The following is an 18105-nucleotide window of genomic DNA, read 5'->3' as shown; positions in this document are numbered from 1 at the left end:
GAATGAATCCGCGGTCCCGCTCGTTGCCACCGACGGCAAGAGTCCGACGTTTCCTCGCCTCCGGCGGGGAGCCGCCCACTTCGGGAGTGAATGCAGATGTCCGTACAGGACGACAAGACCACTGTGAGCGACGGCATCCTCCTGTCCGACGCCGCCGCCGAGAAGGTCAGGACCCTGCTGGAGCAGGAAGGCCGCGATGACCTGGCGCTCCGCGTCGCCGTCCAGCCCGGTGGCTGCTCCGGCCTGCGCTACCAGCTCTTCTTCGACGAGCGCTCCCTCGACGGGGACGTCGTGAAGGACTTCGACGGTGTGAAGGTCGTCACGGACCGGATGAGCTCCCCGTACCTCCACGGTGCCTCGATCGACTTCGTCGACACCATCGAGAAGCAGGGCTTCACGATCGACAACCCGAACGCCACGGGCTCCTGCGCCTGCGGCGACTCGTTCAGCTAAACCTGGACACACGCGTGACGAGGGCCCGCCCCCGGTCGAATCCGACCCGGGGGCGGGCCCTCGTCACGTGTCCGCGCCGCTCCTACGGAGCCCGCGGCTACTGCCGGGGGAGCGGCTTGCCGGTGGTCGCGTCGATCACCTTGCGGTCACCCAGCGGCTGCTGCAGCGTCACCGACACCGACATCTCCTCCGCCAGCATGATGCAGGCCTGACCCGGCTTCTTCGGCGTGTCCGTGATCTTCACCATCACCGACTCCGCCTGCTCCCGCGCCTCCACGGCGTAGGTGCTGCACACGCTGCCCCAGAAGTTCACGGTCAGCTTCCGGTCGGCCTCCGCGTACGAGAATCCGGGCACGGTACGACCGTCCTTCGGGCCGGGAGTGCTCTCCTGGGCCGCCGCGGGCTGGGCCACCGTGTGGCCCGGCGCGCCACCCTGGCCCGCCACCTCGAAGAGCCACGCCGGCACCAGACCCTGCGCCCCGTTCACCGTGCCCGGAACCAGCCCGAGCACCGCCCCCTTCACCGTCTCCGTCCGCGGCGGCTTCATCGGCCGCGGCTCCGGGTTGCACGGCACCGTGTCCGTGGCCGCCACCGGGGCGTCCGCCGCCAGAGGGACCGCGCTCGCGCATCCGCTCGGCTCGGGGTTGCCCCCGCCGCCGCCCGACTTCGCGTTCAGCCGGGCCAGCGCCTCCACGGCCCCGACCACCGGCTGCTCGGCCGCCCGTACGGGAGCCTTCAGCTCCCCGTCGGCCCCCACCACCGAGCCGTCGGAGCCCACGCTGACCTTCGTGGACCAGCCCTGCGTGGGCAGCCCGCCGACCACCGGATCGGCGGCCACCACCCGTACCGAACCCTGGTTCATCCGGGCGTCCTGCTGGGCTCCTTCCAGCCCCGCGGCGGCCAGTACGGGGGCCGCGGCGGCCTTGGCGGCCTCCTCCGACACCGGCTTGCCCGTCTCGGCCCCACCGCCCGCGCTCCCGCCGCCGACATCGCGGGGGAGGGTGGCCGGGCCGCAGGTGTCCTTGCCGCGCACACAGTCGTCCCCGGCACCGCTCCCGCTGCCGTCGCCCGGCGCCTGGAAGCGGGCGAAGTTCCACGTCCCCGGCGCCGTACGGGACACCGTGAGCCGGGGCCCGGAACCGTCGGCGGCCTCCCCGGCCAGCCACACGTCCCCGCTCAGCCGCGGTTCACCCGGCAGACCCAGAGCCGCCGCCAGGCGGGCCACCTCCGCCGAGGTGACCTCGCCGGACAGGGCGTAGGTCGGGGCGTTCGCCGGAGCCTCCGGAAGCTTCACGTCGGCCCGGTAGACCACCCCCTCGCCGGACGGGTCGGGCTCCCCGGGCGCGATGCCCGGCCCCGAGGGGTCTCCCGCGTCACGGGGCGCGGACGCCGCGCTCTCGGCCTTGCGGTGGCCCGACCCACCGTCGCCGTAGGCGGTCGACGCCCAGTACGCGGTACCGCCGCCCGCGAGCAGGACGGCCGCCGCGATCGAACCGACGGCCCAGGCGGGCCGCCGCCGTGTGCCGCGTGATGTGTCGTCGGGTTCTTCGCTGGTCACCGCATCGCTCCTTCACCGGTCCGTCGTACCTGATGCGGGTGTGACGGACCGGGAGCGCAACCGGTTCCCTCCTACTGATCCCCGTACACGGACGTGGCGGCGATCAGCCGAGCCGAGGCCGGCGGGACGCTGATCCCGTGGATCTGCGAAGGGGCCACGCGGACCGGCCGCGGCTCAGCCGGGACCGTCCAGTGCGGGGCCATCCGGGCGCAGTCACCGAGCAGACGGGCGAAACCGGGCTGCCGTGGGGCTTCCGTGCCACGCTTGTCGGCGCTGTACTCGCAGTAGCCGAAACCGTCGGTATAGGTCATGGAGGCACCGTAGGCTTCCGAACTCGCGCGAAGAAAGACCTACTAAGGGGTAGTTTCCGGGGTACTGCCAGGGGCCGCTTACCGGGTAGTTTTGACTGTCCCTCGCCGTCCTCAGCAGGAGCGTCCACGCCGTGCGCATCGCAGTCACCGGCTCCATCGCCACCGACCACCTCATGACCTTCCCCGGCCGTTTCGCCGACCAGCTGGTCGCGGACCAGCTGCACACGGTCTCCCTCTCCTTCCTCGTCGACAACCTCGACGTCCGTCGGGGAGGGGTCGGCCCGAACATCTGCTTCGGTATGGGGCAGCTCGGCAGCCGCCCGATCCTCGTCGGAGCCGCCGGCTCCGACTTCGACGAGTACCGCGCCTGGCTGGACCGGCACGGCGTCGACACCGAGTCCGTCCGGATCTCCGAGGTCCTGCACACCGCGCGCTTCGTGTGCACCACGGACTCCGACCACAACCAGATCGGCTCCTTCTACACGGGCGCGATGAGCGAGGCCCGCCTGATCGAGCTGAAGGCCGTCGCCGACCGGGTGGGCGGGCTCGACCTCGTCCTCATCGGCGCCGACGACCCAGAGGCGATGCTGCGCCACACGGAGGAGTGCCGCACGCGCGGGATCCCCTTCGCCGCGGACTTCTCGCAGCAGATCGCCCGGATGGACGGCGACAACATCCGCACCCTGATGGAGGGCGCGACCTTCCTCTTCTCCAACGAGTACGAGAAGGGCCTCATCGAGTCGAAGTCCGGCTGGACCGACGCGGAGATCCTCTCGAAGGTCGGCACCCGCGTGACCACGCTCGGATCCAACGGCGTCCGGATCGAGCGCGTCGGTGAGGACCCGATCGTGGTCGGCTGCCCGGAGGAGAACGCGAAGGTCGACCCGACGGGTGTCGGCGACGCGTTCCGCGCCGGGTTCCTGACGGGTCTGGGCTGGGGCGTCGGCCTGGAGCGCGCGGCGCAGCTGGGCTGCATGCTCGCGACGCTGGTCATCGAGACCCTGGGCACCCAGGAGTACGCGCTGGCCCGCGCCCACTTCATGGAGCGCTTCACGAAGGCCTACGGCGAGGAAGCCGCGGCGGAGGTCCGCGCCCACCTCTCCTGACGGCCGCAGCCCGTCCCGGGCGGTGGGGGCCCACCCCCACCGCCGTGGTGGCTTTGCGCCTCGATCGCCGGCGTTCGCGGGTGAACCCGCACCCTGTTCAGCCTGGGCCGGGCCATCTTCAGCCTCGCCGGCGTTTGAGGCGCGGGGTCTGGGGCGGAGCCTCAGGGAACCCGGCTCCGCCGGGCACCGGGCTCCGCCCGGACCCGCGCCTCAAACGCCGGCGAGGCTGGTTTTGCCCGGCCGAGGCCCAAAGGTGGCGAGGCTGAATAAGCCCGGCGCAGCCGGATGGGGGCGGGGCCGGTCAGACGGCGCGGCGGACCGTGTAGGCGGAGCCGGATTCGCGGGGGGTCTCGCCCAGGTACGTGTGGCCCCGCATCGCGCACCACGCCGGGATGTCCAGCCGGGCCACCTCGTCGTCGGAGACGACCGTGACCGTCCCGCCCACCGGGACCGTCACGATGGCCCGCGCCAGCTCGATCACCGGCTGCGGGCACCGCAGCCCCAGCGCGTCGAGCTCCAGCGAGTCCGCGACCGGCGCCACCGCCGGGGGCTCCGACACGCCGAGCCGTTCCCGTACGTCCGCCACCGCGCGCGGCAGTACCTCCAGGAACGCGTTGACCTCCTCCGCCGGGGTCCCCGGCGGCAGGGACACCCGTACGTTCCCCTCCGACAGCACGCCCATCGCCCGCAGCACGTGACTGGGGGTCAGCGTGGAGCTCGTGCACGAGGAGCCCGAGGAGACCGAGAAACCGGCCCGGTCCAGCTCGTGCAGCAGCGTCTCCCCGTCGACGTACAGACAGGAGAAGGTGACCAGGTGCGGCAGCCGCCGCTCGGGATCGCCCACCACCTCCACGTCCGGGACCAGCCGCACCACCCGCCGCCGGATACGGTCCACCAGGACCCGCAGCCGGGCCGCCTCCGCCTCGGCCTCGGCCCGTACGGCCCGCAGCGAAGCCGCCGCGGCCACGATCGCGGGCAGGTTCGTGAAACCGGGGGAGCGCCCCGACTCCCGCTCGTCCGCGGGGCCTTGGGGGGAGAAGCGCACCCCCTTGCGGACCGCCAGCAGGCCGACCCCGGGCGGGCCGCCCCACTTGTGCGCGCTCGCGGCCAGGACCGACCAGGCGCCCTCCACCGGACCCCAGCCCAGCGACTGGGCCGCGTCCACCAGCAGCGGCACCCCGGCCGCCCCGCAGACCTCGGCCACCTCCGCCACCGGCTGGACCGTGCCCACCTCGTGGTTGGCCGACTGGAGGCAGGCGAGGGCGGTCTGCGGGGTGAGCGCGTCCGCGTAGGCGGCGGGCGTCACCGCGCCCCACCGGTCCACCGGGACCTCGGTCACCGTCCCGCCGCGCGCCCCGTGCACCTCGGCCGCGTGCAATACCGAACTGTGTTCGACCGCCGATACGACCAGATGACTTCCGACGCGTCGGCGCCCCGCGAGGGCCCCCGCCACCCCCGTGTGAACCGCGTGCGTCCCCGAAGGAGTGAACACGAGCTCGTCGGCCCGGCATCCCACCGCCTCCGCGGCGGCCTCCCGGGCCGCGTCCAGCAACAGCCGGGCGCGCCTGCCCTCCCGGTACAGCCGGGCCGGATCGGCCCAGCCCTCGTCCAGGGCGGCCTGCAACGCCTGGCGGGCCACGGGGTGCAGGGGAGCGGCGGACGCGCTGTCGAAGTAGGGCATCCGGCCACGCTAGCGCCGGCCCCCGAGCGTTCGAGGTCAGGGGGCGTCAGATGCGCCCCGGAGCCCGCCATTCAGGGCCATTCGCACCGTCCCCCGGACGGCGGATCCATCCCTTCGGGGGCAGTAGCGGCGCGTTGGGCACCCTCCCCGCGCGACCCCAAATAGCGTCCAGTAGGGTTTGGTCCGCATAAACATCCAAACCCCTGCCTGCGTCAGGGCCGGCGACCGACCCGAACACGGCCGCGGCCGGCCGCGCGGGCCGAGACTCTCGGGAAGGCGCTACGTGAGTCCCTACGGCTCCGACCGCTCGCCGCGGCGCCCGATGCGGCGGAAGCTGCTGCAGGCGCTGACTGCGGGCGTGGTCCTGGCGACCGCCACTGGTTGCTCGTATACATGGAAAGACTTCCCCCGCCTCGGGATGCCGACTCCGGTAACCGAGGAGGCGCCGCGCATCCTCTCCCTGTGGCAGGGATCCTGGGCGGCCGCGCTGGTCACGGGCATCCTCGTGTGGGGCCTGATCATCTGGAGCGTCATCTTCCACCGGCGCAGCCGGACGAAGATCGAGGTGCCCGCGCAGACCCGGTACAACATGCCCATCGAGGCGCTGTACACCGTGGTCCCGCTGATCATCGTCTCGGTGCTCTTCTACTTCACCGCTCGTGACGAGTCGAAGCTGCTGGCCCTCACCCCGAAGCCGCCGCACACGATCAACGTGATCGGCTTCCAGTGGAGCTGGGGCTTCAACTACGTCGAGAACGTCGACGGCGACGCGGCCACCCCGAAGGCGGGCGCGGTCCCCAAGGAGCTCGCCTCCATCCCGGACCGCTTCACCAAGGACTTCCCGGCGGGCGCCGAGGGCGTCTACCAGAAGGGCGTCCCGGGCGACCGGAACCCCCAGACGGGCAACCCGGGTCCGACCCTGGTCCTCCCCAAGGGTGAGAAGGTCCGCTTCATCCTGTCGTCGAACGACGTGATCCACTCCTTCTGGGTGGTCCCGTTCCTGTTCAAGCAGGACGTCATTCCGGGCCACACCAACGTCTTCGAGGTCACCCCGTCCGAATACGGCACCTTCATGGGCAAGTGCGCCGAACTCTGCGGCGTGGACCACTCCCGGATGCTCTTCAACGTCAAGGTCGTCTCCCCTGAGGACTACCGGGCGTACCTGAAGGATCTGGCGGAGAAGGGTCAGACCGGCTACCTCCCGGCCGGTATCCAGCAGAGCGACCCGGCGCGGAATGCGGAAGTGAACAAACTGTGAGCATCCTCAACGAATCCCAGGGTGCCGCCGCCGACTCGTATGAGAACGAGCTGCCGGTACGGCGCAAGCAGCCGGGCAACGTGGTCGTGAAGTGGATGACCACGACCGACCACAAGACCATCGGCACGATGTACCTGGTCACGTCGTTCGTGTTCTTCATCATCGGCGGTCTGCTGGCGCTCTTCATGCGCGCCGAGCTGGCTCGTCCGGGCACGCAGATCATGTCGAACGAGCAGTTCAACCAGGCGTTCACCATGCATGGCACGATCATGCTGCTGATGTTCGCCACCCCGCTCTTCGCGGGCTTCGCCAACTGGATCATGCCGCTGCAGATCGGCGCGCCCGACGTGGCGTTCCCGCGGCTGAACATGTTCGCGTACTGGCTGTACCTCTTCGGCTCGACCATCGCGGTGGCCGGCTTCGTCACGCCGAACGGCGCCGCCGACTTCGGTTGGTTCGCCTACTCCCCGCTGTCGGACGCGGTCCGTTCGCCGGGCATCGGCGCCGACATGTGGATCATGGGTCTGGCCTTCTCCGGCTTCGGCACGATCCTCGGCTCGGTCAACTTCATCACCACGATCATCTGCATGCGCGCTCCCGGCATGACGATGTTCCGCATGCCGATCTTCACCTGGAACGTGCTGCTGACCGGTGTCCTGGTCCTGCTCGCCTTCCCGGTGCTGGCCGCCGCGCTCTTCGCGCTGGAGGCCGACCGCAAGTTCGGTTCGCATGTGTTCGATGCCGCGAACGGCGGCGCCTTGCTATGGCAACACCTCTTCTGGTTCTTCGGGCACCCAGAGGTGTACATCATCGCGCTGCCATTCTTCGGAATCGTCTCCGAGATCATCCCGGTCTTCAGCCGTAAGCCGATGTTCGGTTACATCGGTCTGATCGCCGCGACGATCGCGATCGCCGGTCTTTCCGTGACCGTGTGGGCCCACCACATGTACGTCACCGGCGGTGTGCTGCTTCCGTTCTTCTCCTTCATGACCTTCCTGATCGCGGTACCGACCGGTGTGAAGTTCTTCAACTGGATCGGCACCATGTGGAAGGGCTCGTTGTCCTTCGAGACCCCGATGCTCTGGACGATCGGCTTCCTGGTCACCTTCACCTTCGGTGGTCTGACCGGCGTCATCCTGGCCTCGCCCCCGATGGACTTCCACGTCTCCGACTCGTACTTCGTCGTCGCGCACTTCCACTACGTCGTCTTCGGCACCGTGGTGTTCGCGATGTTCGCCGGCTTCCACTTCTGGTGGCCGAAGTTCACGGGCAAGATGCTGGACGAGCGCCTCGGCAAGATGACGTTCTGGACGCTGTTCATCGGCTTCCACGGCACCTTCCTGGTGCAGCACTGGCTCGGTGCCGAGGGCATGCCGCGTCGTTACGCGGACTACCTCGCCGCCGACGGCTTCACCGCGCTGAACACGATCTCGACGATCAGCTCGTTCGTGCTCGGCCTGTCGATGCTGCCGTTCATGTACAACGTCTGGAAGACGGCCAAGTACGGCAAGAAGGTCGAGGTCGACGACCCGTGGGGTTACGGCCGTTCGCTCGAGTGGGCGACGTCCTGCCCGCCGCCGCGGCACAACTTCCTCACCCTGCCGCGGATCCGTTCCGAGTCGCCGGCGTTCGACCTGCACCACCCTGAGATCGCGGCCCTCGACCACCTCGAGGACCACAGCGTCGCCGCCAAGGCCGTCACCGGTGGCAAGGAGGCCGACAAGTGAAGATCCAGGGCAAGATGTTCCTCTGGCTCTCCTTCTTCATCCTGATCATGGCCGTCGTGTACGGCGTGTGGTCGAAGGAGCCCGTCGGTACCACCGCGCTCTTCCTGGCCTTCGGCCTGAGCGTCATGATCGGCTACTACCTGGCCTTCACGGCCAAGCGTGTCGACGAGATGGCCCAGGACAACCTGGAGGCCGACGTCGCCGACGAGGCGGGCGAGCTGGGGTTCTTCTCCCCGCACAGCTGGCAGCCGCTCTCGCTGGGCATCGGCGGTGCGCTCGCGTTCCTGGGCGTCGTCTTCGGCTGGTGGCTCATGTACTTCTCGGCCCCGATCATCATGATCGGCCTGTGGGGCTGGGTGTACGAGTACTACCGCGGTGAGAACCAGAACCAGTAGCAGCACCGTCGCGGCCGCGCCGCGCAGCACTTGGGGCCCGGGCACCTCCTTCAGGAGGAGCCCGGGCCCCTCGTTTGCAGTCACCCCGCGCGCCGTAATTGTCATATCTTCATAGCGTTGGATCCATGAAGCACTCACCGCGTCTTTGGACGGTACTCAGCTGCTCCCTGCTGGTCGCGTCCCTCGGGGCCGGCGCCACCGCATGCGGGTCCGGCGACAAGAACCCGCTGTCAGCCCGCCCGTACGACGCGGGCGAGCAGGTCGCCTTCAACCAGCGGGCCGGCAGCCGCCCCGTGGACCCCGACCGGCCCCTGGAGATCACCGCCAAGAGCGGTGCCGGCCGGATCACCGATGTGCTGGCCGTGGACACCCACGGCCGCCGCCTGGCGGGCGAACTGAGCGCCAAGGGCGACCGCTGGCACAGCACCACCCCGATGGCCTCAGGCGTCCGCTACACGGTCACCGTGAGCACCGAGGACGAGCGGGGCGCCCCCGGGCAGCGCACGCTCACCTTCGACACCACCCCGTCCAAGGGGATCCTGAAGGTCGAATTCGGCCCGGACGAGGGCAAGTACGGCGTCGGACAGCCCATCACCGCCGAACTCAGCGAGCCCGTCAAGGACAAGGCCGCCCGCGCCGTCGTGGAACGGGGCCTCGTCATCGACGCCCCGCCCGGAGTCGAGGGCGCCTGGCACTGGGTGGACGACAAGAACCTCCACTACCGGCCCAAGGACTACTGGCCCGCCCACTCCGCCGTCTCCGTACGGAGCAACCTGGAGGGCGTCAGGATCACCGACGAGCTCCACGGAGCCGTCGCCAAGCCGCTGAAGCTGGAGATCGGGGACCGGGTCGAGGTCACCACCGACGCCTCCTCGCACTACCTCACGTTCAAGCGCAACGGAGAAGTGATCAACACCATTCCGGTGACCACCGGAAAGCCCGGCTTCTCCACCCGCAACGGCATCAAGGTGGTGCTGGGCAAGCAGTACTTCGTACAGATGCGCGGCGACACCGTCGGCATCGGCGGCAGCGAGTACTACAACCTGCCCGTCTACTACGCCACCCGCGTCACCTGGAGTGGTGAATACGTCCACGCCGCGCCGTGGTCCGTCGGCTCCCAGGGCTACGAGAACGTCAGCCACGGCTGCACGGGCATGAGCACCGGCAACGCCGCCTGGTTCTACGAGAACATCACCGAGGGCGACATCGTCAAGGTGATCAACAGCATCGGCGACGACATGGACGTCTTCGGCAACGGCTTCGGCGACTGGAACATGGACTGGAAGGACTGGCGCCAGGGCAGCGCCCTGCTCAAGGGCACCGAGGAAGGCCGTAGTCCGGTCGACCAGGCCCGCCTGCGCCCCACCGTCTAGGTGGTCCGCGGCCCGGCCTCTCCCCCCGGACGCCGTCCGGGGGGAGAATCCCGGCCACTGTTCACCCGAAAGGCCCTCTGCGGGGCACGTGCGGCCCCGTAGGACGGATCAGGCGTCCAGGGACAGACGGGTCCTCAGAAGGCCCGCCAGGGTCTCCGCGAACTGCACCGGGTCCACCGGAAGGGTCACGGCCGCGTCCGCACGGCTCCACGTGGCCAGCCAGGCGTCCTGCGGGCGCCCCATCAGCAGCAGCACCGGCGGACACCGGAAGATCTCGTCCTTGATCTGCCGGCACACACCCATGCCCCCGGCCGGAACCGCCTCGCCGTCCAGCACGCACGCGTCGATACCGCCCGCGTCCAGCGCCGACAGGACCGCCGGCAGCGTCGCGCACTCCAGGAACTCCACCGGCGGCAGGTCCGCGGCGGGCCTGCGTCCCGCCGCCAGCCGCACCTGCTCCCGGGTGCCCGCGTCGTCGCTGTAGACCAGAACCCGCGCAGTCGCCCGCATTTCGTTCCTCCACGTGGCCGTGAATCACGTTGATGTTGCGCGGGATGCTACTCCTCCCGGTGCGTCGTCAACATCGGTTCGAACATGTCGCAGGTGACCGCGCGCAGGGCTCATCTGATGGGCCGTTCGGGCCTTGCACACGCCCCTGACACTCCGAACGGCACCCCCCGGGGTGAGGGCGGGATAAGCGACCGACATAATGTCGGTCGTGGCGACAGCAACGACAGTAGATACCGGGCACGCGCACCCGACGGTCAACCGGCCGAACCTCGTCAGCGTCGGAACCATCATCTGGTTGAGTTCCGAGCTGATGTTCTTCGCGGCCCTCTTCGCGATGTACTTCACCCTGCGATCCGTGATGGGTCCCGAGTTCTGGACAGAACAGGCCGAGGCCCTGAATCTGCCCTTCTCGGCGACGAACACCACGATCCTGGTGCTCTCCTCGCTCACCTGCCAGCTCGGCGTATTCGCCGCCGAGCGCGGTGACGTGAAGAAGCTCAGGACGTGGTTCATCATCACGTTCGTCATGGGTGCGATCTTCATTGGCGGCCAGGTGTTCGAGTACACCGAGCTGGTCAAGCATGAGGGCCTGTCCCTCTCGTCCAACCCGTACGGCTCGGTGTTCTACCTGACCACCGGCTTCCACGGGCTGCACGTGACGGGCGGTCTCATCGCCTTCCTGCTGGTCCTCGGCCGGACGTACGCGGCCAAGAGGTTCACCCACGAACAGGCCACGTCGGCCATCGTCGTGTCCTACTACTGGCACTTCGTCGACGTCGTCTGGATCGGCCTCTTCGCGACGATCTACCTGATCAAGTAGCGAACACGTCACCGGGCGAAGACCCGGCACTCCATCCAGACACACCGACGCAGAAGATCCTGACACCGGGGTAATCCGTGAAAAAGCTCTCCGCACGACGACGCCATCCGCTGGCGGCGGTCGTCGTTCTACTCCTCGCGCTGGCGGCCACTGGGGGGCTGTACGCCGCCTTCGCCCCCGCGGGCAAGGCGCAGGCCGATGAAACCGCCCAGTCCCTCGCCATCGAGGAGGGCAAGAAGCTCTACGCCGTGGGTTGCGCAAGCTGCCACGGAACCGGCGGTCAGGGTTCCTCTGACGGCCCGAGCCTGGTCGGCGTCGGCTCCGCGGCCGTCGACTTCCAGGTGAGCACGGGCCGCATGCCCGCCCAGCAGCCCGGCGCCCAGGTGCCGAAGAAGCCCGTCATCTACGACCAGGCGCAGATCGACCAGCTGGCCGCGTACATCGCGTCGCTCGGCGCCGGTCCGATCACGCCGACCGAGAAGCAGTACGACCCGGCGGGCGCCGACATCGCCAACGGTGGTGAGCTCTTCCGCAACAACTGCGCGCAGTGCCACAACTTCACCGGCGAAGGCGGCGCGCTGACGAACGGCAAGTACGCCCCCAACCTCGAGGGCGTCTCGCCGAAGCACATCTACGAGGCCATGCAGACCGGCCCGCAGAACATGCCCTCCTTCCCCGACAGCACCATGCCGGAGAAGCAGAAGAAGGACATCATCGCGTACCTCCAGAACGTCAACGGCGAGAAGTCGACCAGCCCCGGCGGCCTGAAGCTCGGTGGCCTCGGCCCCGTCTCCGAGGGTCTGTTCGGCTGGATCTTCGCCCTGGGTGCGCTGATCGCTGTCGCCGTCTGGGTCGCGGCCCACACCGCTAAGGCCAAGAAGTCATGAGTAGCCAAGAGATTCCCGAAGAGAAGCACCTGCCGAGCGAGCAGGGCGACGCCCACCACAGTGGCGTAGCGGTCGCGGACGACCCGTTCGCCGACCCGGGCCTGCCGGTCCACAAGCCCCGCATCCAGGACATCGACGAGCGGGCGGCCAAGCGCTCCGAGCGCACCGTCGCGATGCTCTTCACGGTGTCGATGCTGGCGACGATCGGCTTCATCGCGTCCTACGTGATCTTCCCGGTCGACAAGATCGTCTACATCTTCCCCATCGGGAAGGTCAGCGCGCTCAACTTCTCCCTGGGCCTGACCCTGGGCGTGGCCCTCTTCTGCATCGGCGCGGGCGCGGTCCACTGGGCCCGCACCCTGATGTCCGACGTCGAGGTCGCCGCCGAGCGCCACGAGATCGCCGCTCCGCCGGAGGTCAAGGCGCAGGTCCTGCAGGACTTCGCCGACGGCGCGAACGAGTCCGGCATCGGCCGACGCCCCCTGATCCGCAACACGATGCTGGGCGCGATGGCCATGGTGCCGCTCGCCGGCGTCATGCTGCTGCGCGACCTGGGCCCGCTGCCCGAGGAGAAGCTGCGCAAGACCCTGTGGGCCAAGGGCAAGCTGCTCATCAACGACAACACGAACGAGCCGCTGCGTCCCGAGGACGTGCTCGTCGGGTCGCTGACCTTCGCCAGGCCGGAAGGCCTGGAGGAGGAGCAGCACGACTTCCAGGTCCAGATCGCCAAGGCCGCCCTGATGATCGTCCGTATCCAGCCGGACGACATCAAGGACAAGCAGGAACTGGAGTGGTCCCACGACGGGATCGTGGCCTACTCCAAGATCTGCACCCACGTCGGCTGCCCGATCAGCCTGTACGAGCAGCAGACGCACCACGTGCTCTGCCCGTGCCACCAGTCCACCTTCGACCTCTCCGACGGCGCCCGTGTCATCTTCGGCCCGGCCGGTCACGCGCTTCCGCAGCTGCGGATCGGCGTGAATGACGAAGGCTTCCTCGAAGCGCTCGGCGACTTCGAAGAGCCCGTCGGTCCTGCATTCTGGGAGCGCGGATGAGCACCAGCGACAACAACCAGCGCAAAGCGCCGGCCGGCGAGCGCGTAGCGGACTGGGCGGACGGCCGCCTGGGCATCTACGGCCTGGCCAAGGCCAACATGCGCAAGATCTTCCCGGACCACTGGTCCTTCATGCTGGGTGAGATCTGCCTCTACAGCTTCATCATCATCATCCTCACGGGTGTGTACCTGACGCTGTTCTTCCACCCGAGCATGAACGAGGTCGTGTACCACGGCTCGTACGTGCCGATGCAGGGCGTCATGATGTCCGAGGCCTTCGCCTCGACGCTGGACATCAGCTTCGACGTCCGCGGTGGCCTGCTGATCCGTCAGATCCACCACTGGGCGGCGCTGATCTTCGTCGCGGCGATGATCGTGCACATGATGCGCGTCTTCTTCACCGGCGCGTTCCGCAAGCCCCGTGAGGTCAACTGGATCTTCGGCTTCCTGCTGCTGGTCCTCGGCATGTTCACCGGCTTCACCGGTTACTCGCTGCCGGACGACCTGCTCTCGGGTACCGGTGTCCGCTTCATGCAGGGCGCCATCCTGTCCGTCCCGGTCGTCGGCACCTACCTGTCGATGTTCCTGTTCGGCGGGGAGTTCCCGGGCGGCGACTTCGTCGCACGGTTCTACTCGGTGCACATCCTGCTGCTGCCCGGCATCATGATGGGCCTGCTCGTGGCCCACCTGATCCTGGTCTTCTACCACAAGCACACCCAGTTCGCGGGCCCCGGCAAGACGAACAACAACGTCGTCGGCATGCCGCTGCTGCCGGTCTACATGGCCAAGGCCGGAGGCTTCTTCTTCCTGGTCTTCGGTGTCATCTCGGCCGTCGCGGCCATCGCCACGATCAACCCGATCTGGGCGCTCGGCCCGTACCGCCCGGACCACGTGTCCACCGGTGCGCAGCCCGACTGGTACATGGGTATGCCGGAAGGCCTGATCCGAGCCATGCCCGGCTGGGAGATCAACCTGTGGGGCCACACGCTCGTCCTGGGCGTGTTCATCCCGCTGCTGCTCTTCCCGCTGGTCCTCGGCGCGATCGCCGTCTGGCCCTTCATCGAGTCCTGGGTCACCGGGGACAAGCGCGAGCACCACATCCTGGACCGCCCGCGCAACGTCCCGACCCGCACCGCCTTCGGTGTCGCCTGGATCGCGGAGTACATCGTGCTCCTCATCGGCGGCGGCAACGACATGTTCGCCCAGTACTTCCACCTGTCGATCAACTCGATCACGTGGTTCGTCCGGATCGGCTTCTTCGTCGTCCCGGTGCTGGCGTTCATCGTCACCAAGCGGATCTGCCTCGGCCTCCAGCGCCGGGACCACGACAAGGTGCTGCACGGTCGCGAGACCGGCATCATCAAGCGTCTGCCGCACGGTGAGTTCGTCGAGGTCCACGAGCCGCTCCCGGCGGGCCAGCTGCACAAGCTCACCGCGCACGAGCAGTACAAGCCGATCGAGATCGGCCCGACGGTCGACGAGAACGGTGTCGAGCGCAAGGTGAAGGCCACCGAGAAGCTGCGCGCGAAGCTCAGCCAGGGCTTCTACGGTGAGAACAACCAGATTCCGAAGCCCACGGTGGAGGAATACAAGGAGATCCAGTCCGGCCACGGCCACCACTGATCCCCGTATGAACGCATGAGGGATTGATTTCGGTCAGTCCTGGTGTCGCCACGGCGAGAGCCCCGTCCAGTGTCTGGACGGGGCTCTTTGCCGTAACCGGGGCTGGATAGGCTGAACCCTGACGGATCAGACGTGGCGCCAGAGCATGAGGACGGCCCACCGACAGCAGGAGCGGACCATGAACGTTGCGACCCCGGCAGGCGGCGACAGCGTGGCGGCCCGTGGCTGGCCGGGCGTTCTCGACGCTCTGCTGACCGGCCAGGACCTGACCGCCGAGGACACCGCCTGGGCCATGGACCGGATCATGCGCGGAGAAGCCACCGACGCCCAGATCGCCGGCTTCATGGTCGCGCTGCGGGCCAAGGGGGAGACCGTCGAGGAGATCAACGGCCTCGTACGGGCGATGTACGCGCACGCCAACCTGATCGAGGTACCCGGCCGCACGGTCGACATCGTCGGCACCGGTGGCGACGGAGCCAAAACGGTGAACATCTCCACGATGTCGGCGATCGTGGTCGCCGGTACCGGCGCCAAGGTCGTCAAGCACGGAAACCGGGCCGCGTCCTCCGCGAGCGGCTCCTCGGACGTCCTGGAGAAGCTCGGCGTCAACCTCGACCTCGGCACGGCGCGCGTCGCGGAGGTCGCCGAGGAAGCGGGCATCACCTTCTGCTTCGCGGTGAAGTTCCACCCGGCCCTGCGCCACGTCGCGGCGGCCCGCAAGGAACTCGGCATCCGCACCACCTTCAACGTCCTCGGCCCGCTGACCAACCCCGCCCGGGTACGCGCCCAGGCCTCGGGCGTGGCCGACCCCCGGATGGCACCCATCGTGGCGGGCGTGCTCGCCTCACGGGGCTCCTCCGCGCTGGTCTTCCGCGGCGACGACGGCCTGGACGAACTGAGCACGACCTCCACCTCACGCGTCTGGTGGGTCCGTGACGGCAAGGTCTCCGAGCAGGCCTTCGACCCCCGTGACGTGGGCATCCCCCTGGTCGGCGTCTCCGCCCTGGCCGGCGGCGACCCCTCGTACAACGCGGACGTGGCCCGCCGCCTGCTGGCCGGCGAGACCGGCCCGGTCCGCGACGCCGTGCTGCTCAACTCGGCGGCCGCCCTGGTCGCCCTCGACCCCGGCCCCGGCAGCCTGGAGGAGCAGCTCACGGCCGGTATCGCCCGTGCGGCGGAGTCCATCGACTCCGGCGCGGCGCGGGCCGCCCTGGAGCGCTGGGTCACCGCCAGCAACGCGTAGCCGTACGAGAACGGCGTGAAAGCGACGACCCCGGTCCGCCATTCGGACCGGGGTCTTGCCTTCGGGCGATCTTGTGGCAGGATGCTGACCAGGTCACGAGTGACAGCGTTTAGGCCCCGGCTTGCTGTCCGGCAACCCTCCTTCCGTGGCGGGGTGCCCCGGGTGATGACCAGGTCGTAGGCAGCAAGGCCTACGGCAAGCGCGGATCCCTCGACACCAGGGGTCCTGGTCTTCTCGAGGAGCTTTTTCCGTGAGCAAGCGAATGCGATAGGGCGACTCCGCCCCTACTTCACCCTCGGATCAGGGTCACTTCCGTGTACCCCCGCCCCGCGCGGTCCGAGGACCCTCCCGTACCCCGGACGGCCGCAGCGCCGTACCCGCGTACGGGCACACCGAAGCCATTCAGCCCTGCCTGCCGGGAGATACCGCCATGTCCGCATCCCTGAACACCGCCGTCGCCACCACCACCGCCACCGTCGACCCCGCCTGTGCCGAGCCGCTCGCCGTCCTCGGCCGGGACGTCACCGTCCCCCTCGTCACCGGCGGCGAGGTCACCTACGCGGCCCTCGACTACGCGGCCAGCGCCCCCGCCCTGCAGCGCGTCTGGGACGACGTCGCCGCGTACGCCCCCTACTACGGCAGCGTGCACCGCGGCGCCGGATACCTCTCGCAGCTCTCCACCGACCTCTTCGAGCAGAGCCGGGTCACCGTCGCCGAGTTCCTCGACTGCCGCCCCACCGACCAGGTCGTCTTCACCCGCTCCACGACCGACTCGCTGAACCTGCTCGCCGCCGTACTCCCCGCCGACTGCCAGGTGTTCGTCTTCGAGACCGAGCACCACGCCTCCCTGCTGCCCTGGGTCGACGCACAGGTCACCTACCTCGACGCCCCGCGCACCCCGGCCGAAGCCGTCGCCACCCTGGAGCGGGCCCTCGCCGACCGCGTCCCCTACGGCCCCGCCCTGGTCTGCGTCACCGGCGCCTCCAACGTCACCGGCGAGCTGTGGCCCGTCAAGGAACTCGCCGCCGCCGCGCACGCCCACGGCGCCCGCATCGTCCTGGACGCCGCCCAACTGGCCCCGCACCACCCCGTCTCCGTGCAGGAACTCGACGTCGACTGGGTCGCCTTCTCCGGACACAAGCTCTACGCGCCCTTCGGCTCGGGGGTCCTCGCGGGCCGCGCCGACTGGCTCCAGGACGCCCAGCCCTACCTCGCGGGCGGTGGCGCCTCCCGCAAGGTGGCCCGCCGCGAGGACGGCGGCGTGGACGTCGAGTGGCACACCACGGCCGCCCGCCACGAGGCCGGCTCCCCGAACGTCATCGGCGTCTACTCCATCGCCTCGGCCTGCAAGGCCCTGACCGAGGCGGGCTTCGAGAACCTCGTCGCCCGCGAGCAGCAGCTCATCGCGAAGGTCCGGTCGGGCCTGGCGGAGGTTCCCGAGGTCCGGATCCTCTCCCTCTTCGGGGACGACGCCCCGCGGGTCGGCGTCATCTCCTTCGTCGTGGACGGCTGGAACAGCTCCCACTTCGCCGCCGCGCTGTCCGCCGAGTACGGGATCGGCGTCCGCGACGGCCTGTTCTGCGCCCACCCGCTGGTGCGGACCCTGCTGGGCAGCGAGCCGCAGGCCCAGGGCGAATGCGGAGCCCCCGAGGCGGCGCCGGGGGAGCGCTCCCTGAACGCGATCCGCGTCAGCTTCGGCGCCGGCACCCCGGACGAGCACGTCGACCGCTTCGTCGGCGCGGTGAAGGAACTGGTCACCTCCGGAGCCAAGTGGCAGTACCGCACGGAGGAAGGCCGCTGCGTTCCCGTCGCCTGAGGTGTCCCTGCGGTGTTCAGCTGGACTTTGCCCTTGCCGGGCGGGGCGCCTCAATCGCCGGCGGGGCTGGGTGGTGCGGGTGGTGCGGGGCCCCGCACGAGGGTCTCCTCGGCTCGGCGTGCGCGGCCATGTCCCGGCAAGACGGCCCAGGTCACGCCTCGTCCTGCGGGGACCCTCCTGCGTGCCCCCGCCCCACGCCGGGGCTTCGACAGAGACGGCCCGAGGGGTGGGGGGACGGGGCGGGGTGTCCCCGCAGGACGAGCGCGCAACCCCGCCCCACAGCCGAGACA

16 protein-coding genes and 1 riboswitch are annotated in these 18105 nt (G+C 69.4%); of the genes, 12 read left to right on the top strand and 4 right to left on the bottom strand.

Going from position 1 to position 18105, the window contains the following annotated elements; genetic code table 11:
• The first annotated feature begins 96 nt into the window (after nucleotides 1–96).
• Nucleotides 97–453, top strand: coding sequence for an iron-sulfur cluster insertion protein ErpA (erpA, locus tag OG624_RS12815; protein WP_030010511.1), 357 nt, complete (start codon nucleotides 97–99; stop codon nucleotides 451–453).
• Between the two features lie 97 nt (nucleotides 454–550).
• Here the strand turns inward: erpA and OG624_RS12810 are convergent, their stop codons facing one another.
• Entirely contained in the window at nucleotides 551–2011 is a 1461-nt protein-coding gene (locus OG624_RS12810) for a hypothetical protein (protein ID WP_266357796.1), read from the bottom strand.
• Nucleotides 2012–2082: 71 nt separating this feature from the next.
• Entirely contained in the window at nucleotides 2083–2322 is a 240-nt protein-coding gene (locus tag OG624_RS12805; RefSeq protein ID WP_033221891.1) for a hypothetical protein, read from the bottom strand.
• A gap of 131 nt (nucleotides 2323–2453) precedes the next feature.
• On the opposite strand from OG624_RS12805, the gene OG624_RS12800 reads away from it, so the two are divergent.
• Nucleotides 2454–3428 carry a carbohydrate kinase family protein gene (locus OG624_RS12800; protein ID WP_033221889.1) on the top strand — a complete coding sequence of 325 codons (975 nt, stop codon included), beginning with the start codon at nucleotides 2454–2456 and terminating at the stop codon, nucleotides 3426–3428.
• 301 nt (nucleotides 3429–3729) lie between these two features.
• On the opposite strand, the gene OG624_RS12795 is transcribed toward OG624_RS12800, so the two are convergent.
• Entirely contained in the window at nucleotides 3730–5109 is a 1380-nt protein-coding gene (locus OG624_RS12795) for a cysteine desulfurase/sulfurtransferase TusA family protein (RefSeq protein WP_161295791.1), read from the bottom strand.
• 283 nt (nucleotides 5110–5392) lie between these two features.
• On the opposite strand from OG624_RS12795, the gene ctaC reads away from it, so the two are divergent.
• The 4 genes from ctaC (at nucleotide 5393) to OG624_RS12775 (ending at nucleotide 9862) form a co-directional block, all read left to right on the top strand.
• The gene (gene ctaC, locus OG624_RS12790; RefSeq protein WP_033221885.1) at nucleotides 5393–6367 is read left to right on the top strand and encodes an aa3-type cytochrome oxidase subunit II; all 975 of its coding nucleotides are present in this window, start codon (nucleotides 5393–5395) and stop codon (nucleotides 6365–6367) included.
• Entirely contained in the window at nucleotides 6364–8094 is a 1731-nt protein-coding gene (gene ctaD, locus OG624_RS12785; RefSeq protein WP_030731132.1) for an aa3-type cytochrome oxidase subunit I, read from the top strand. Before ctaC ends, ctaD begins: the two co-directional genes overlap by 4 nt.
• Nucleotides 8091–8489: a cytochrome c oxidase subunit 4 gene (locus OG624_RS12780; RefSeq protein ID WP_033221882.1), complete on the top strand. Its 399-nt coding sequence runs from the start codon at nucleotides 8091–8093 to the stop codon at nucleotides 8487–8489. Before ctaD ends, OG624_RS12780 begins: the two co-directional genes overlap by 4 nt.
• Before the next feature lie 125 nt (nucleotides 8490–8614).
• Nucleotides 8615–9862, top strand: coding sequence for a L,D-transpeptidase (locus OG624_RS12775; protein WP_033221879.1), 1248 nt, complete (start codon nucleotides 8615–8617; stop codon nucleotides 9860–9862).
• 108 nt (nucleotides 9863–9970) lie between these two features.
• On the opposite strand, the gene OG624_RS12770 is transcribed toward OG624_RS12775, so the two are convergent.
• Nucleotides 9971–10372 carry a hypothetical protein gene (locus OG624_RS12770; protein WP_033221878.1) on the bottom strand — a complete coding sequence of 134 codons (402 nt, stop codon included), beginning with the start codon at nucleotides 10370–10372 and terminating at the stop codon, nucleotides 9971–9973.
• A gap of 199 nt (nucleotides 10373–10571) precedes the next feature.
• Here OG624_RS12770 and ctaE point away from each other — a divergent pair, with 199 nt between their 5' ends.
• From ctaE to OG624_RS12740, 6 genes are all read left to right on the top strand, one after another.
• Entirely contained in the window at nucleotides 10572–11192 is a 621-nt protein-coding gene (gene ctaE, locus OG624_RS12765) for an aa3-type cytochrome oxidase subunit III (RefSeq protein ID WP_033221876.1), read from the top strand.
• A gap of 77 nt (nucleotides 11193–11269) precedes the next feature.
• Nucleotides 11270–12079 carry a cytochrome bc1 complex diheme cytochrome c subunit gene (gene qcrC, locus OG624_RS12760; RefSeq protein ID WP_033221874.1) on the top strand — a complete coding sequence of 270 codons (810 nt, stop codon included), beginning with the start codon at nucleotides 11270–11272 and terminating at the stop codon, nucleotides 12077–12079.
• Entirely contained in the window at nucleotides 12076–13134 is a 1059-nt protein-coding gene (gene qcrA, locus OG624_RS12755) for a cytochrome bc1 complex Rieske iron-sulfur subunit (RefSeq protein WP_033221868.1), read from the top strand. The genes qcrC and qcrA overlap by 4 nt, the downstream gene beginning before the upstream one ends.
• On the top strand, nucleotides 13131–14756 hold the full coding sequence (qcrB, locus tag OG624_RS12750; protein WP_033221866.1) for a cytochrome bc1 complex cytochrome b subunit: 1626 nt from the start codon (nucleotides 13131–13133) through the stop codon (nucleotides 14754–14756). Before qcrA ends, qcrB begins: the two co-directional genes overlap by 4 nt.
• 178 nt (nucleotides 14757–14934) lie before the next feature.
• Nucleotides 14935–15999, top strand: coding sequence for an anthranilate phosphoribosyltransferase (trpD, locus tag OG624_RS12745; RefSeq protein WP_033221864.1), 1065 nt, complete (start codon nucleotides 14935–14937; stop codon nucleotides 15997–15999).
• A gap of 91 nt (nucleotides 16000–16090) precedes the next feature.
• Nucleotides 16091–16207: riboswitch (SAM riboswitch) on the top strand.
• Nucleotides 16208–16429: 222 nt separating this feature from the next.
• Nucleotides 16430–17815: an aminotransferase class V-fold PLP-dependent enzyme gene (locus OG624_RS12740; RefSeq protein WP_326747892.1), complete on the top strand. Its 1386-nt coding sequence runs from the start codon at nucleotides 16430–16432 to the stop codon at nucleotides 17813–17815.
• The last annotated feature ends 290 nt before the right edge of the window (nucleotides 17816–18105 follow it).

This window comes from Streptomyces virginiae, assembly GCF_041432505.1.
Lineage (GTDB): Bacteria > Actinomycetota > Actinomycetes > Streptomycetales > Streptomycetaceae > Streptomyces > Streptomyces virginiae_A.
Note: the sequence above shows the minus strand (reverse complement) of the source record. Positions and strands in the feature narration are given on the sequence as shown.

Coding starts and splice junctions, on each gene's coding strand:
- erpA (WP_030010511.1), top strand. CDS start 97: ATGTCCGTACAGGACGACAAGACCACTGTGAGCGACGGCATCCTCCTG.
- OG624_RS12805 (WP_033221891.1), bottom strand. CDS start 2,322: ATGACCTATACCGACGGTTTCGGCTACTGCGAGTACAGCGCCGACAAG.
- OG624_RS12795 (WP_161295791.1), bottom strand. CDS start 5,109: ATGCCCTACTTCGACAGCGCGTCCGCCGCTCCCCTGCACCCCGTGGCC.
- OG624_RS12775 (WP_033221879.1), top strand. CDS start 8,615: ATGAAGCACTCACCGCGTCTTTGGACGGTACTCAGCTGCTCCCTGCTG.
- OG624_RS12770 (WP_033221878.1), bottom strand. CDS start 10,372: ATGCGGGCGACTGCGCGGGTTCTGGTCTACAGCGACGACGCGGGCACC.
- ctaE (WP_033221876.1), top strand. CDS start 10,572: ATGTCGGTCGTGGCGACAGCAACGACAGTAGATACCGGGCACGCGCAC.
- qcrA (WP_033221868.1), top strand. CDS start 12,076: ATGAGTAGCCAAGAGATTCCCGAAGAGAAGCACCTGCCGAGCGAGCAG.
- qcrB (WP_033221866.1), top strand. CDS start 13,131: ATGAGCACCAGCGACAACAACCAGCGCAAAGCGCCGGCCGGCGAGCGC.
- trpD (WP_033221864.1), top strand. CDS start 14,935: ATGAACGTTGCGACCCCGGCAGGCGGCGACAGCGTGGCGGCCCGTGGC.
- OG624_RS12740 (WP_326747892.1), top strand. CDS start 16,430: ATGTCCGCATCCCTGAACACCGCCGTCGCCACCACCACCGCCACCGTC.